Annotated in this window: 8 protein-coding genes and 1 tRNA gene; 7 read left to right on the top strand and 2 right to left on the bottom strand. The window is 68.3% G+C overall.

Annotated elements, in window-relative coordinates; genetic code table 11:
• Positions 1-23: 23 nt before the first annotated feature.
• From NBG84_RS24495 to NBG84_RS24480, 4 genes are all read left to right on the top strand, one after another.
• A tRNA-Ser gene (locus tag NBG84_RS24495) sits at positions 24-113 on the top strand.
• A 312-nt stretch (positions 114-425) separates the two neighbouring features.
• Positions 426-887: a hypothetical protein gene (locus tag NBG84_RS24490; protein WP_250921739.1), complete on the top strand. Its 462-nt coding sequence runs from the start codon at positions 426-428 to the stop codon at positions 885-887.
• A 340-nt stretch (positions 888-1,227) separates the two neighbouring features.
• Positions 1,228-4,743, top strand: a complete 3,516-nt coding sequence (locus NBG84_RS24485) for a DNA polymerase III subunit alpha (protein WP_250921738.1) — start codon at positions 1,228-1,230, stop codon at positions 4,741-4,743.
• An 85-nt stretch (positions 4,744-4,828) separates the two neighbouring features.
• Entirely contained in the window at positions 4,829-5,899 is a 1,071-nt protein-coding gene (locus NBG84_RS24480) for a DNA polymerase Y family protein (RefSeq protein WP_250921737.1), read from the top strand.
• A gap of 12 nt (positions 5,900-5,911) precedes the next feature.
• On the opposite strand, the gene NBG84_RS24475 is transcribed toward NBG84_RS24480, so the two are convergent.
• Positions 5,912-6,940 (bottom strand): bifunctional DNA primase/polymerase, encoded by a 1,029-nt coding sequence (locus NBG84_RS24475; RefSeq protein ID WP_250921736.1) that lies wholly within the window; start codon positions 6,938-6,940, stop codon positions 5,912-5,914.
• 332 nt (positions 6,941-7,272) lie between these two features.
• Here NBG84_RS24475 and NBG84_RS24470 point away from each other — a divergent pair, with 332 nt between their 5' ends.
• The 3 genes from NBG84_RS24470 (at position 7,273) to NBG84_RS24460 (ending at position 11,378) form a co-directional block, all read left to right on the top strand.
• Entirely contained in the window at positions 7,273-7,575 is a 303-nt protein-coding gene (locus tag NBG84_RS24470) for a hypothetical protein (protein ID WP_250921735.1), read from the top strand.
• Between the two features lie 918 nt (positions 7,576-8,493).
• The gene (locus NBG84_RS24465; protein ID WP_250921734.1) at positions 8,494-9,078 is read left to right on the top strand and encodes a SigE family RNA polymerase sigma factor; all 585 of its coding nucleotides are present in this window, start codon (positions 8,494-8,496) and stop codon (positions 9,076-9,078) included.
• A gap of 653 nt (positions 9,079-9,731) precedes the next feature.
• Positions 9,732-11,378: a long-chain fatty acid--CoA ligase gene (locus NBG84_RS24460; protein ID WP_250921733.1), complete on the top strand. Its 1,647-nt coding sequence runs from the start codon at positions 9,732-9,734 to the stop codon at positions 11,376-11,378.
• A 648-nt stretch (positions 11,379-12,026) separates the two neighbouring features.
• Here the strand turns inward: NBG84_RS24460 and NBG84_RS24455 are convergent.
• A complete protein-coding gene (locus tag NBG84_RS24455) occupies positions 12,027-16,013 on the bottom strand; it encodes a PAS domain-containing protein (RefSeq protein WP_250921732.1) in 3,987 nt (1,328 codons plus the stop codon).
• Positions 16,014-16,022: the final 9 nt, after the last annotated feature.

Raw genomic sequence — 16,022 nt, 5'->3', positions numbered from 1 at the left:
CACGCCGAACGGCACGGGGCGCGGGTGGGTTGCCCGAGCGGCCTAAGGGAACGGTCTTGAAAACCGTCGTGGCAGCGATGTCACCGTGGGTTCAAATCCCACACCCACCGCCAGATCAGAGTATGTGCAGGTCAGAAGGGGTGCTCCTGAAACAGGGGCGCCCCTTCTGCGTTCGACCTGTCTCACCCTGACTCGCCCATATCCCACCGTTGACCAGTGCGTATGGGCCATGTGTGGGCCAGCCGTCACCTCTGTTGAGGATCTTCCGGGGCCCGCCCGCGCGTCATCGATCATTCGGTTTCGACTGCCCGCCGCTGGGCCGCGCCGATCTCGGCGCGGAGGAACCGTGGAAGCTGGTTTGGCAGTGCAACGGACTGAGGCGGTGCGCGGACATGAGGCAGGCAACGGATATATGAGGGGGAAGTATGTCGTTGATCTCCAAGAAGAGCCCCGAACAACTGGCTCAGGCAGCCGCGGAGAAGGAGCGGAAGCGGCGAGAGGCGCAGGAGCTGGAGTACGCCGCTGAGGGCAAGCGGGCCTGGCAGGCGTTTATGAGTACACCTGTGGGGCTTGCTCGGCAGTCGTTTGAACGTGGGGACCAGGTGTTCCAGTGTTCGATCAGTGCCTCGGGGCTGCGAACGGTCATTATCGCGATAGCGGGAAACGTGACGCAGAGCGCGAGCGATCCCGTGGTCATTCTCAACTCCGTTTGCCGGGAGGGTTGGGAACTGGTCAATGGGTCGTTTCTGGTGTCCGATGAGGGAGCTGCCCTCAGGGGCGACACCGTGGGCTACTACCTCTTCAGGCGTTGCGAGGCGAACTGGCGCGAGGCGGACTGGCGAGATTCGAATGTGCCGGGGGTCGACGATGAGCGGAGCGCGTCCTGATCGAAGGACCTTGAAACGGGGATCGCTGAGGCCGACTCTCTCGGAGATCCGCCGCCCCGGCGCCTCCCCAGGCCTTGGCGAGGCCCCTGACGCACCCCCGTGGCGCCCGACATGGGTGCCCCACGGAGTATCCGGGCGCGGGTGTGGCTGCTGGCGACGCAACCGGTCTCGTACCGGCTTCGTCATGGGCCGGAAACCCGCTGTCATCTGCTGATACGCCTCACCCATCCCGTTCGCATCCCTAGGCAGCACACGCTACTCTGCTCGAACAGAAGTTCGATGAGACTTTCGGGGTGATTCGTACGAGACTGACAAAGGGGGTCAAAGTTGGAGGTGTGGCATGGAGGCCTTTACTCATCTGCATGTCGCATCCGGCTACTCGACCCGCTATGGCGCCTCGCACCCCCAGGACCTGGTGGCCCGAGCCGCCGAGCGCGGTATGGCGGCGCTGGCGCTGACTGATCGGGATGCGGTCACCGGGGCGGTTCGGTTTGCGAAGGCGGCCATCGCGCACGGTGTGCGGCCCGTCTTCGGGGTCGATCTCGCGGTGGAGCCCCTTGCCCCCGCCCGCCCCGACCATGCTCAGCGCCGTCGTACCCCCGTGCGTGGCGGGGCCCATGTGGTGGAGCCGCCCCTCCGTGTCACCTTGCTCGCCCGGGACCGCGCGGGCTGGGCCGCGCTCTGTCGACTGACGTCCGCCGCCCACGCCCACCCCGTCGGGGGCAGCCCCGTGGTGTCCTGGAGCGCCCTGCGCCAGTACGCGGGCGGTGGGCGAGAGGGCGGCGCGGGGCTGATCGCCCTGCTCGGGCCGGTGGCCGAGCCCTTGCGTGCTCTTGCTGCCGGGCGTCCTGATCTCGCCGAGCGGCTGCTAGCCCCCTGGCGGGAGGTATTCGGGCCGTCGCTGCGCCTGGAGGCCGTCTGGCATGGCCACGCCGGAGCCGGAGCCGGTTCGCTGCGGTTGGCCGCTCGGACGCTCGGGCTCGCGGGCAGGGCCGGTGTTCCGGTCGTGCTGTCCAATGCCGTCCGTTACGCCGACCCGGAACAGCACCGGCTCGCCGATGTGCTGGACGCGGCCCGGCTGCTGCGTCCCATCGACCGTCGCCAGTTGGACTCCGGGGAGCGCTGGCTGAAGGGTCCCGATGCCATGCGGGTTGCCGCCGAACAGATCGCACAGGCCGCCGGGGAGGGGCGTGCTGGTGCCGCCCGACTGCTTGCGGCCACCGCGGAGACTGCCGGGATGTGCCGGCTGGACCCCGGTGGCGACCTGGGGTTGAAGCGGCGGCACTTTCCCGAGCCCGAAACCGTCGGTGCAAAGGATGCCGCCGACGCCGCTCGGGTGCTGCGCGAGCGTTGTGAGGCCGGGCTGGTACGCCGGGGCCTGGATCGCGACTCGGACGTTCGGACTCGCCTCGAAGAAGAACTGGCCATTATTACCGAACTGGAGTTCGATACATACTTTCTGACAGTGGCTCAAGTTGTCGCTGATGTGCGGGATATGGGTGTTCGGGTCGCTGCTCGTGGCTCCGGCGCCGGCAGCATGGTCAACCACGTCCTCCATATCGCCACCGCGAACCCCCTTGAGCATCGGTTGCTGTTTGAGCGCTTTATGTCCCGTCGGCGGATGGACCTGCCCGATATCGACCTCGATGTGGAGTCCGCTCGTCGGCTCGATGTCTATGACCGGGTCATCGAGCGATTCGGGCGGGAGCGGGTCGCGATCACCGGGATGCCCGAGACCTATCGAGCACGGCACGCGCTTCGCGATACCGGGCTGGCACTCGGTATCGCTCCGACCGAGGTCGACCGTATTGCAAAATCGTTTCCTCATATTCGGGCGTGCGATATCACCGCTGCTCTCGCCGAGCTGCCCGAGCTCAAGCAGCTGGCCGCCGAAGCGGCCCGGTACCGCCTTCTGTTCGAACTCGCCGAGGGCTTGGACGCGCTCCCCCGAGGGATCGCCATGCACCCCTGTGGAGTGATCCTCACCGACTCCTCGCTACTCGATCGCCTCCCCGTCCAGCCCACGCCCACGGGCGGCTATCCCATGGTCCAGGCGGACAAGGAGGATGTTGAGGACCTTGGAATGATCAAGCTGGACATCCTCGGTGTACGGATGCAGTCGGCGATGGCCCATGCCACCGCCGAGATCGAGCGCGTCACCGGCCGCCGTATTGATCTGGACGACCCCCGCCAGGTGCCGCTGGACGACCACTTCGCCTTCAAGCTCATCCAGGCATCCGACACCCTCGGCATGTTCCAGCTGGAGTCACCCGGGCAGATGGATCTCCTCAGTCGGATGCAGCCCCGCGACCCGCAAGACGTTATCGCCGACATCAGCCTCTTTCGGCCAGGGCCGGTGGCTGGAGGGATGCCGGAGCAGTATGTCGCCGCTCGTCATGGCCGCCCGGTTCCCAGTCCGCACAAGGATCTTGAACCGATACTCTCCGACACCTATGGAGTGCTGATCTGGCATGAGCAGATCATTGAGATCTTCCATCAGTTCACCGGCTGCGACCTGGCCTTCGGTGATCTCGCCCGGCGCGCTCTGAGCAATCCGGCCCGGCTGCCCCGAGTCCGCGCCTGGTTCTACCGGGAGGCCGCTGCCCGCGATTACGCGCCCGCCGTACTCGACACCGTATGGAAAACCATCGAGGGCTTCGGCGCCTATGGATTCGCCCGCGCCCATGCGGTCGCCTTCGCCGTACCCGCACTTCAGTCGGCCTGGCTGAAAGCGCACTATCCCGCCGCTCTCTACGCGGGCCTGCTCGAACACGACCCCGGTATGTGGCCCAAACGCGTCATCGTCGCGGACGCCCGTCGCCATGGCATCGCCGTCCTCCCCGTCGACATCAATCGCTCCGGCCCCCACCACAGCCTTGAACAGGCGCCGGACGGCACCTACGGCGTACGGCTGGCCCTGTCCGAGGTGCGCGGTATCAGCGGCGATGAGGTCACTCGTATCGCCGCCGCCCATCCCTACAGCTCCCTCTCCGACTTCTGGCAGCGCGCCCGTCCCAGCCGACCGATCGCCGACCGCCTCGCCGACATCGGCGCACTCCAGCCGGTACGCGGTGAACTCACCCGACGCGATCTGCTGCTCCAGATCGCCGAACTCCACCGCCAGTACCGTGGCCGACCACTCGACGACGGCCAGCTTCCCCTCCGTACCGACGAACCGCAGGGGCAGAGCGCGGGGCTCCCGGAAATGACCAGCCGAGAAGCGCTCGGAGCCGAACTGCGAGTCCTCGGCATGGATGTGAGCAGGCATCTGATGGACCATCACCATCGGCTGCTGCGTGAACTCGGGGCCACCGACGCCCGGCATCTACAGCAGCTGCGGGCCGGCGAGACCGTTCTGGTGGCAGGCGTACGCGCGGCTACGCAGACCCCGCCGATCGCATCCGGCAAGCGGATCATCTTCGTGACCCTCGACGACGGTTCGGGCCTGGTCGATCTGGCCTTCTTCGAAGACAGCCATGACGCCTGCGCGCACACGGTCTTCCACTCCGGGCTGCTGCTGGTACGCGGCACGGTGCAGCGGCGGGGCGGGCGCGGCACCATCGTCGGGACGATGGCCTGGGACCTGGAGGCACTGGCCGTCGCCCGCCGTGACGAGGGGCCGGAGGCCGTGCATCGGCTGCTCGGGCCCGCTGTCACACCCGTATCGCAGTCGTCCGGTGATGGGGCGCAGCCAGCGATGGACGATTCACCGGCGCCGGGCGGGCGCCCCCGGCGCACGATCGCGCAGGAGACCGGGGCGAGTCTCCATCCGTGGGCCGATCTCCAGCCCGCAGGCGATCTCCGAACGCCCGACCTCAAGTCGTTCGGCTACACCAGCCCAGGGAGCGCCGGGTGAACGCCGAAGGGCACATGGGCTGGATGCACCCCGAAGGGCGTACGGGCCTGATGAACGCGAAAGGGCACACGGAAGGTGCGGCGCGATGACGCAGTACGCGAATGGCGCGATGTCGCGGTACGACAGTGCTCGCCCGGGCACTTCGCTGGCCGATAACACCCCCGTGGGCACCCGGCATGTCCTACGCGTCCACTACCACCTGGAGGGCAGCGGCTACGACCCCGAGTTGTATGGATCGCTGCTGGAGCAGCTCCATGGGATCACCCCCCGAGTGCAGGCCATCCCTCCCACCGACGCCGACTGCGACATCACCGGCGCGCTGCGCTATTTCTCCTGCGGTCCCCATGAGCTCGCCCAGTTGATCCAGATGCGTGTCACCGCGCTGCACGGTGTCGGCACCACCCTTGGATCGGCCGGTAACCGGATGCTTGCTGCCATGGCCGTCGACACGACTGCACCTGGTGGAATAACCCATCTCAGCTCAGAACCGGAAGCGATTGCTAGTTTTCTTCGGCCTCGTCAGGTCGGTGCGCTGTACGGGGTTGGCCCCGCGATGGCCGGATTGCTCGCACGCCATGGACTCCACACCATCGGCGCCGTTGCCGACACCGCTCCGGGCACTTTGCAGCGGCTTCTCGGGCGTACCCAGGGGCGGCTGCTCCATGAGCGGGCCCATGGTCTGGATACCCGTCCCGTCACTCCGCAGGCGCCGTCCCGTTCCTATCGGGCCGATCATGCTTTTCTCCGCGATGAACTGGACCCGGACCGGCACCGCCGAGCCGTTCTCGCTCTCGTCGAGGAGCTGGGCATTCGGCTGCGGTCCGAGCATCAGATCACCCGGCGACTGACCCTGACCATGCGCTATGCCGATGGCTCCACCACTACCCGGACGCGTACTCTGCCCGAATCCACCAGTCATGGCATTGCGCTGGTACGGGTGGCTTATGACCTGTACGAGACGTTTGGGCTGCAACGGGCCAGGGTCCGTGGGATTGCCGTGCGGGCCGAGGAACTCCAGCCGATCGAGGATGAGATCACCCAGCTCACCTTTGATCCCGCCGATGATCGGGCCCGCCGTATCGAGATCTCGGCTGACCGGGCACGCGCCCGCTTCGGGCCGGGGGCGGTGCGGGCGGCAACGCTCGCGGATGTGTGAGGGCCGTGCCGGTTAACGGGTGGGGCTTGAGGTGAGTCTGGCGGCGGAGGCGATCGTGGCGCGCGCTTCTCGCTCGGTCAGACCGGCCTGGACCGCCGCCTTGGTGAGGGCGTTCGCCAAGGTGGTGCCGATGCGGTTCTCGTAGGCGCGGCAGGCGGCCCAGAACAGACGGGTGTTGCGCTGGCCTTCATGGGCTGCCCGCACAAACTGAACCAGGCCCTGGCCATGCTGCGGGCGGGTCCCGGAGGGCGTGGGGGCGGTCTGCTGGGCGCGCGCGGGGGGTGCGACAAGGCGGAGGAGGGCGCGGGGGCACTTGGCGGGTGAGAGTTCGGCCGTGCCGGGGGCGAGGCGATAGAGACCCTGGTGAGAGCACGATCCGGGGCCGACCAGATAGCCGCCGGCCCCACGGACGTCGATGCCGGGAGCGAGCCTGCCGACCGAGTTGGGTACGACGACATCGGGCGGGCCCGTCAGCCAGAGGTGTCGACCGCCGCTCGGTGTGAGCACGGTGATCGTCTCCGGGATGGTGAAGAGATGGCGCAGCGCCAGGTAGTGGAGTGAGGAGAGGGAATCGGCCGGCGCCTCTTTCACCTCATCCACCCCTTTCGCTTCATTCGCCTCATTCGAACGGTTCGGCAGCCGGTGCGGATCGACTGTCGGGCAGTTCGGCGAGGCGCTCGGGCCGTTGGCTTGACCGCTTGGCGCTGGGTCGTTCGGGTGGGCCGGTGGCGGTTTGACGTCGAGGTCTATGCCGATCAGATGGTGTGGGGGCCGACCGCACGCGATGCCGTAGCCGGTTGCCCAGGGCGCGGCGGCGAAGAGCGCTCGCACCCCGGCCGGGTCGGTGGTGGCGTCATGGACGCCGTGTCCCGTCAGACCGCACTCGCCTCGGCACCGTACCGGCTCGATGTCGTGCCGATGCGGTGAGGGCAGAGCCGGGAGCTTGGTGGGGGAGAGGGGAATGACCGGGAGCCCCCGCTCGGCGGCGAAGAGCGCATGGGCAAGGGCCAGAGCGGCGGGTCCCCGGTCGGTGATGGCCATAACCCTATTTTCGTACAAGCGTTCGAAGAAAGGAAGGGGGGAGGGTGGGGAGAATGTCTGAAAACATGCCGTAACGCTTCACCTCTTGCAGCGCCCGGGCTGTGCTTGGCCCGGCCCTCACTGGAGGGGGCGGTAGGTGATCCAGCGGGCGGGAAAGGGGTTTATCGCCCTGTCCTCACGCTTGAGGGGGAATCGATAGGACTTGGGTGGTTCGCCGGGGATTTGATGGGCAACTCTGAGGTCGCGACGTCGTGACCATGAAGCCGGGGCGGTCGGCCAACCGCCTTGGAGTAAGCCGTACCTCTGCACTTTCGGTTCCTGGAGGAATTGACATGGCAAGCATCCGTACCGCCCGCGTCCTCGCCGCCGCTGCTGCTCTGCCTCTGACGGTCGCCCTCTTCTCGGGCGTTGCCACGGCCGCTGACCCCATCTTGGGCGACGGATCGAATGCGACTGTTGCCGCGATCGTCGGCAGCGGTGTCGGCGGCGCCAACCTGGGGAACTCCACCACCGGCCAGCAGGTCGCAAGCGGCGATGGGGCGAGCGCCCAGAGCAATATCGCCAGTGTGAACGGCTCCGCGTTCACGGTCGTCGACCAGACGAACGCGGTAGTGAACTTCACGAATCTGTGGTGACGCCCGGCCCGTAGGGGGGGCGATCGTGGGGTGAACGACGGACTGTGCGGCGGCACTTCGGTGCCGCCGCACAGGTGCTTCTGCGGTGGTGGCGCCTCTCGGCTTCGGTGGGACCGGCTTCTGCTGGCCGTCAGCGGCGCCAGACCGGTTGGTTCGGCCTGGAGGAAGGCGGCTGCTGGAGTGGGGCGGCTGGAGGCGGCGTCCGAGGTCCGTTGCGACGCAAGGGGACAGGTGTCGGACGGGTGGCACCGACGCGGCCCCGAGAGGCTGGATCTCTATCAGCCTCAGGTCTGATGCCCGGCGGGCCTCCTGGGAGTCTCCGGGGGGAGGCCCCAGCTCCTCCTGGGGCCTTGTTTTTCGGCCGCCGCGATCTCACCGCTCCGCCCGGTCCCTGTTGTCGTACGTCGTAGGCCTCGGGCCAAAAGCCCGTAAGCGCAGCCGCGCGGCCGACTCGGGGCGCCGGCTTGTGAGGCCGGTCGATGGGTGGTGAGAAGGATCTGTCTGCCGTGTGCCCGGTCGCCTTCGGGTACACGGGGGCTTGCGCCGGTGAGCCGTGGACACCGCTCTCACAAGCCCCGATGAGGGGGAGGGCCCACCAGCGAACGAAGGATTGAGATCAGAGACTCCGTGTCGACTGAGCACAGGATCTCGCCGGCTGCGCGGGGACCGGTGGGAGAAGCCGAGGGTGGGGCATCCCACCGTTGCGGAATCGCCCCTTCCAAGGTGAGCGCGGGTCTGAGCGCCGGCAGACGAAGACGCACCGTCCCTGAGCGGGCCCCGAGAATCGGGTCATCTGCTCTGAGGGTCTCCTCCACCTACAGGAGGTGGCCCGGGGCCCACCAGTACAACCTGAGGCGGACATGCCTTCAAGACCTGTGGCCGATCCCCCGGAGTAGCACCCACTTCTAGCGTGGACCCATGACCACGCCAGTCTGCACAAGCGCTTCGAGGGCTGCCGTGCCGGTGCCTCCGTCGTATGGAGCCGACGCACGGTATGCGACCTATGCGCGCTATTCGTCGTTCTCGTCGTATGTAAGGGCGCGGGGGCCCGTACTGCTGCGCACGGCACGCTCGCTCACCGCCAACCCGAGTGACGCGGAGGACCTCCTTCAAACCGCGCTCACCAAGACCTATGTCGCCTGGGAGCGGATCGAGGACCATCGTGCACTCGACGGCTATGTCCGTCGGGCGCTGCTGAACACCCGTACCTCGCAGTGGCGCAAGCGCAAGGTGGACGAATTCGCTTGCGATGAGATGCCCGAGCCCGATGTCGTGCCCGCGCCGGACCCTGCGGAGCAGCAGGCCCTCCGAGATGCGATGTGGCGCGCCGTGATGAAGCTGCCCGACCGGCAGCGCGCCATGGTCGTCCTCCGCTACTACGAGGATCTCAGTGAGGCCCAGACCGCCGAGGTCCTCGGGGTGTCCGTCGGTACGGTCAAGAGCGCGGTCTCCAGGGCACTGGGCAAGCTCCGGGAGGACTCTGAGCTGGCCCCGGTGCGCTGACTCACGCCCATCGCCCCTTCGTACCCACTGAGGCGGTCGCCTGCCCCATATCCTGGCACTGACCTGCGATTACCTGCGATTACCTGCGAGGACCTGTGGGCCGCGAGACCCACTGAGGCTCTCTCCGCAACCGCTGTCGATCCGTTTCCCGACGGACCCGTTCCATCACTGGTCCGTTCCTAGCCATCCGTAGTCATCCGTAGCCATCCGTTTCCTGGTCGGGTCCTTCTCCTGGCCGACCCGTTCCACAGTCATCCGTCCGCTGTCTCACATCCGTCCGCTGTCTCACATCCGTCCGCTGTTCCACATTCGTCCGTTGTCCCGCGTCCGTCTGCCGTTCCACATCCGTCTGCTGTGTTACATCCGTCCGCTGTCCCGCGGAACGCTGACATCGTTGTGCAGCATCGCGACCCACCGAAGCCCTGCCAGCTCCGGTCGTCCCGGTGGTCCGATGCCGTAGTGGTCGGTCGTGTCAGATGCACTCGTCCCGGTCGCGCAACATGCGTGGCAGGCCCCACAGTGGAAGCCGCACGCTGCCCTCCAGGGCCCCCGCCGAAACACCTACCCGGGGGTAGTGACATACCAAATGCCGTGTGCGCAGAATCTGCTCATCCTTACTGCCATGTAGCGCTAGCGCCCACCGGGAGGACGCCGTGCTGAGCACCATGCAGGACATACCGCTGACAGTCACCCGAATCTTGCGTCACGGAATGACGATCCATGGAAAGTCGCAGGTCACGACGTGGACCGGAGAGCCCGAACCACACCGCCGCAGCTTTGCTGAGATCGGTGATCGGGCGACGCAGCTGGCCAATGCGCTTCGTGATGAATTCGGCATCGACGCTGACCAGCGAGTGGCGACCCTGATGTGGAACAACGCTGAGCATGTCGAGGCGTATCTTGCGATCCCCTCCATGGGCGCCGTCCTCCATACCCTCAACCTCCGGCTGCCGGCCGAGCAACTCGTCTGGATCGTCAATCACGCCGCGGACCGAGCCGTTATCGTCAACGGCACCCTGCTGCCCCTGCTGGCACCGCTCCTTCCGCACCTGCCGACGATCGAGCACATCGTCGTCTCGGGCCCGGGGGACCGCGCGCTACTCGCCGATGCCGACGCGCGGGTACACGAGTACGAAGAGCTGATTGCCGGGCGCCCGACCAGCTACGACTGGCCCGAGTTGGATGAGCGTGCCGCCGCCGCCATGTGCTACACCTCCGGCACCACGGGGGACCCCAAGGGCGTGGTCTACTCCCACCGGTCCATCTATCTGCATTCGATGCAGGTCAACATGGCCGAATCGATGGGCCTGACCAACCATGACACTTCGCTGGTGGTGGTGCCGCAGTTCCATGTGAACGCCTGGGGACTGCCGACCGCCACGTTTATGACCGGCATCAACATGCTGATGCCGGACCGTTTCCTCCAGCCTGCGCCGCTCGCGGAGATGATCGAGCGCGAGAAACCCACTCACGCCGCGGCCGTCCCCACCATCTGGCAGGGGCTGCTGGCCGAAGTCACCGCGAATCCGCGTGACATCAGCTCCATGAAGCAGGTCACCATCGGTGGTGCGGCCTGTCCGCCCGCGCTGATGGAGGCATACGACAAACTCGGCGTCCGCCTCTGCCATGCCTGGGGCATGACGGAGACCTCGCCCCTCGGCACGATGTCCCACCCCCCGGCCGGGCTGACCGCCGACGAGGAGTGGCCCTACCGGATCACCCAGGGCCGGTTCCCGGCGGGTGTCGAAGCGCGATTGGTCGGACCCGCCGATGAGTTTCTACCGTGGGACGGGGAGTCGGCCGGTGAGCTGGAGGTCCGTGGACCCTGGATCGCTGGTTCGTACTACGGGGGCGCGGGCGGCGAGGACTTCCGGCCCGCGGACAAGTTCAGCGCGGACGGCTGGCTGAAGACGGGCGATGTGGGTGTCATCAGCCCGGACGGCTATCTGACCCTCACCGACCGGGCGAAGGACGTGATCAAGTCCGGTGGGGAATGGATCTCCAGTGTCCAGTTGGAGAATGCGCTGATGGCCCACCCCGAGGTGACCGAAGCCGCGGTGGTGGCGGTTCCGGACGAGAAGTGGGGCGAGCGCCCGCTGGCGACGGTCGTGCTGAAGGAAGGTTCCACCGCGGGGTACGGGGAGTTGAAGGCGTTCCTCTCCGAGACCATCCCCAAGTGGCAACTCCCGGAGCGCTGGTCGGTGATTTCCGTGGTGCCGAAGACGAGTGTGGGCAAGTTCGACAAGAAGGTGATCCGCAAGCAGTACGCGGACGGCGAGTTGGACGTCACCGAGGCGTAGAACCGCGCCTCCCAGAGCCTGGGACGGACTGACCGGCCCCCGCGCTTTGCCCGCGGGGGCCGGTTGCGTCGGTCAGCGCCCGTGCCACGACCACCGGAACCCACGTTCGAGTCTCGATGTCAGTGGCTGCCTCTACTCTTCAGAACATGGACATCCGACCGGAGCGCCCATGGGACACCCCACGGGCGACAGATCAGTACGGAATACATCGCTGCGGCTGACGCCGCCGCCGTCGCTTGCGCCTGCCCGGTCGACGATCGGTCCTACCGAGCCCGGCCGGGGAGCGGCAGTCAGGTCTGCTCCTCCTGGTCAGGACGGCAGTTCGGTGGGCTGACAGGCCCGCGGGCGATCAGCACAGCCCAGACGCACCCGCATCCATGCTGTTCCGGGCGGGACCGCGGGTCCAAGAGGGCTTGCTGCCTCGGCCCCCTATCCCAGCCCTCCCCATCCTCCCCGGCTTACTCAGAGCTGCCCCGATGCGGCGAGACAAGCCCCTTGCGGGTCCTCAGGCCCTGAGCGAGGCCTGCGGACGCCTGCCTTGCCCTGTCGGGGAGTCGAACCGATCCCTCGCGGCCCCGCTCTGGGCGGACCCGGCCCGAACCGATTCTCACCAGCCATCACCAGCCATCACCAGCCATCACCAGTAGGTCAGTTCGTTCCGATCTTCGCCAGTAGATCCACGATGCGTGCCTGCACCTCGCTACTGGTGGAGCGCTCGGCAAGGAAGAGCACTGTCTCCCCCGAAGAGAGCCGCGGCAGATCCGCCCGATTGAGACCCGCCGAGGTGTAGACGACCAGAGGAGTCCGATTCAGTTGACCGTTCGCCCGCAGCCAGTCAATGATCCCCGCCCTTCGACGGCGGATCTGCATCAGATCCATGACCACCAGATTCGGTCGCGTCTGAGAAGCGAGCATGACGGCGTCCGTGTCCGCGCCCGCGCGGGCAACCTGCATCCCCCGCCGCTCCAGGGTCGCGGTGAGCGCGAGAGCGATCTCCTCATGCTCCTCGATCAACAGCACCCGCGGGGGATGCTGCTCACTGTCGCGCGGCGCCAGCGCCTTGAGCAGGATGGCCGGATCGGCGCCATAGGCCGCTTCCCTCGTCGCCTGGCCCAGCCCCGCCGTCACCAACACGGGTACCTCGGCGGCCACGGCTGCCTGACGCAGGGACTGCAGCGCGGTACGGGTGATCGGACCGGTCAGCGGATCGACGAAGAGCGCCGCCGGGAAGGCCGCGATCTGCGCGTCCACCTCCTCGCGCGAGTGCACGACGACAGGGCGGTAGCCCCGCTCGCTGAGCGCCTGCTGGGTGGAGACATCAGGCGCGGGCCACACCAGCAACCGCCGGGGGTTGTCCAACGGCTCGGGTGGCAGCTCATCGTCCACGGGCTGCGGATGCGGACGGTTCGCCACCTCAATGGCCCCACCCGGGCCGTCCAGCGGCTCGGGCCCCTCAGCACCCTCGTCGGGTGCTCCTATGGCGTACGCCCGCCCCTCCGACCGCTCGATGGGCCTTCGCGCTCCGGGCTGCGCCGGGATGGGCGGCTGGAGCTGGGGATGCGGCCGGGCGGATGCCTCCGGCCGCTCACCCTCGGATGGCGTACCCAGCTTGCGGCGACGGCCGGAGCCAGACGCCTGGCCGCCCTGTTTGTCGGAGTGGGCCTTGGCCTCGGACTGCTGCTGCTCGGCGTCGGCGATCTGCTGAGCCAGGGGCGCACCCTGCCCGAGCGTGCGCACGCTGAACGCCCGGCCCTGCGAGGCGTCAGCCGGCAGCGGCGCCTCGGCGGGCAGTGGTTGGGCAATGGACTTGGGCCCCGGGGAGTGGGGCGCCACATGCTGGGACCCGGTGGACTGGGGTGTCGGCTGAGATCCGGCGGAATGCGTGTGCCCAGCGTGCTGCGATCCCGATCGGGGCGCACCCATGGGGTCGTTGCCGGCTCCGCTCGACGCTCCCCTCAGGGCCGCGAAGTTGGGCATCGGCAGGGCGAGGGAACCGGCGTCCTGACCGGATTCCGAGCCCGCCCGTGGACCCTCTCCAGGAGCGGCCTCGTCCGAGGTCGCCATGTGCTGGCCGGTCGCATCGTCGGCGGATACGGCTGCGGAACCGGCCCCGGCCGTCCCCCGCTCGTCCCATCCCTGGGGCTGCGTCAGATCGGCGGCCCTTCGCCGCCCGGTCGGCAGCGGATGCTGCTGCGGTGGCGTGTGATCGGCGCCGGGTTCGGCGCGTACGAGATCGTGCTGAGCGGCCGGGGAGGTGTCAGCCTGCCCTGTCCTGGGCGGTACGCGATCGGCCTGGGCCGGCGGCAGGGCGAAGGCCGAACGGCCCGCCTCCTGCGCGGAAGCCCCCCCGGTCTCGGCGGGAGCGGGAGCCAGTGCGCGACGCGCCCTTCGTCCGCTCGCCTGAGCATCGGCGGCGCTCGGCAGTTGCCGCGCCGGCAGCTGCGAGCCGGCGGGCAACTCATGCATCACACCTTGGTGTCCGCGCTGGCCCAACCCCTGGGGATCGACGGGCACACCCTGCGGAGGCACCGTCTGACCACGTGCGGGACGACCGGTCGCCGCCGCGCCTTCCGCCGCCGTGACCACGGAACCCTCGGTGGGCTTACCCGTGCCCGCGGTAACCGCGACGGGCGAATCGGTGGGGCTGGGCCGTCCGCGCCGTCGCCCCGTACCGTCCCCCTGCGTACCGGAGCGGCCGTCCGCGACGCCGGCACGGGCTCCCCCGGTGCCGCCGGAGTCCTGGGCCGGGATCAGGTCCTGCCCGCCACCCCCCGGCTGGAGCTCATCCGTATGGGCCCTTCGCCGTCCCGTGGGCGGTGTCGGCGGGGACTCCCCGGTGCTCTGGGAAGCGACGGGGCTCTCCAAGAAGGCGTCCGTGGAGCCCCTGCGGGCGCGCCGTCGGCCGCCGCCCAATGTCTCCGGGGACCCGAGCTGCTCCGGCAGGACGATCCCGTCACCGGCGGTGCCACCGTCGACCGGAGCCACGACGTCCGGTGCGGGAGCGAGCGGTACGACTCCCGCGCCCTCGCCCAACGGCACCTCAAGGACGTACGCACTGCCACTGGTGCCCGGCACCTCGTGTGTCTGGAGCACCCCGCCGTGCGCCTGGACGATCCCGCGCACAATCGGCTGGTGCACCGGATCGCCCCCGGTGAACGGGCCCCGCACCTCGATCCGTACGACCTCGCCGCGCTGCGCCGCCGCGACGACGATGGTGGAGTCCACATAGCCGCCGTCCGGCAGCAGCCGCGTCTTGCCGGTGGAATCCACCCCGGCCACATCGGCGACCAGATGCGCCAGCGCCGTCGCCAGCCGGCCCCCGTCCACCTCGACCTCTATCGGCGGTGCATGCACGGCGAACTGCACCCGGCCAGGGCCGATCAGCTCCACCGCACCCTCAACTCCGGCGGCGACCACCGCATCGAGCTGAGCCTTGGCCTTGTAGAGCTGCTCCACCCCCGTGTCGAGACGCTGGAAGCCGAGCACATTGTCGATGAGTGTCGTCATCCGGGCGTATCCGGCGGCCAGATGGTGCAGGATCTGGTTGGCCTCCGGCCAGAGCTGCCCCGCCGGATCGGCGGCGAGCGTGCCCAGTTCGGAGCGGAGCTCCTCCAGCGGCCCGCGCAGCGAGCCACCGAGCACCGCCGTCAGCTGCTCATGACTGGCCCCCAGCTCCAGATAGCGCTCATCGCGCCGCTCGATCTCGGAGGTGTACCGCTCGGCCTTGTCCGCCAGTTCGGCGGTCAGGCGTTCGGTGGTCTCCGCCAGTTCCTTGTTCAGCCGCTCGATGGTGCTGTCGAGTTCCTCGGCGTGGCTCTTCTCCAGCTCCTCATACGGGCGCCGGTCGGTGAAGGTCATCACGGCACCGACGAGCTGATCCCCGTCGCGCACCGGCGCCGTCGTCAGATCCACCGGTACCCGCGCGCCGTTCTTCGCCCACAGCACCTGGCCTCGCACCCGGTGCTTGCGGCCGGACTTCAGGGTGTCCGCCAGCGGCGACTCCGCGTACGGGAAGGGCTTGCCGTCCTCCCGCGAGTGCAGGATCAGCGGGTGCAGCTCCTGGCCACCGAGGTCACTGGCGCGGAAGCCGAGGATTTGCGCGGCGGCCGGGTTGACCAGCACGACCCGGCCGTCGGTGTCCGTACCGACCACGCCCTCGGCGGCGGCCCGCAGGATCATCTCGGTCTGGCGCTGCGAACGGGCCAGTTCGGCCTCGGTGTCCACCGTCCCGGACAGATCCCGCAGGACGAGCATCAGCAACTCGTCGCCGGTGAAGCCACCGCTGTACGTGTCGTACGCCTTGCGTCCGTCCTCAAGGCTGGCGCTGGTCACCTCTACGGGGAACTCGCTGCCGTCCGTACGGCGGGCGACCATCCGTGTCGGCTTGGTGCGCCCCCGCTCGTCCGCCGCCTCAGGGCGGCGCATCGAACCGGGGATCAGCCGAGAGTCGAACGCGGGCAGCAGATCAAGCAGCCCGCGCCCGACGAGCGCGGTGCCCGGAGTCTCAAAGAGCTCAAGGGCGATGGTGTTGGCGTTGACGACTGTGCCGTTGCAGTTGACGAGCACCAAGCCGTCGGGGAGTGCGTCGAGTATTGCCGCGAGGCGAGCAGCGCCTCGGGATGGCCTGCTGCTCACGACGACGGT

Origin of the sequence: Streptomyces albipurpureus (assembly GCF_023701525.1) — a bacterium.
GTDB lineage: Bacteria > Actinomycetota > Actinomycetes > Streptomycetales > Streptomycetaceae > Streptomyces > Streptomyces albipurpureus.
Note: the sequence above shows the minus strand (reverse complement) of the source record. Positions and strands in the feature narration are given on the sequence as shown.

Coding starts and splice junctions, on each gene's coding strand:
- NBG84_RS24490 (WP_250921739.1), top strand. CDS start 426: ATGTCGTTGATCTCCAAGAAGAGCCCCGAACAACTGGCTCAGGCAGCC.
- NBG84_RS24485 (WP_250921738.1), top strand. CDS start 1,228: ATGGAGGCCTTTACTCATCTGCATGTCGCATCCGGCTACTCGACCCGC.
- NBG84_RS24480 (WP_250921737.1), top strand. CDS start 4,829: ATGACGCAGTACGCGAATGGCGCGATGTCGCGGTACGACAGTGCTCGC.
- NBG84_RS24475 (WP_250921736.1), bottom strand. CDS start 6,940: ATGGCCATCACCGACCGGGGACCCGCCGCTCTGGCCCTTGCCCATGCG.
- NBG84_RS24470 (WP_250921735.1), top strand. CDS start 7,273: ATGGCAAGCATCCGTACCGCCCGCGTCCTCGCCGCCGCTGCTGCTCTG.
- NBG84_RS24465 (WP_250921734.1), top strand. CDS start 8,494: ATGACCACGCCAGTCTGCACAAGCGCTTCGAGGGCTGCCGTGCCGGTG.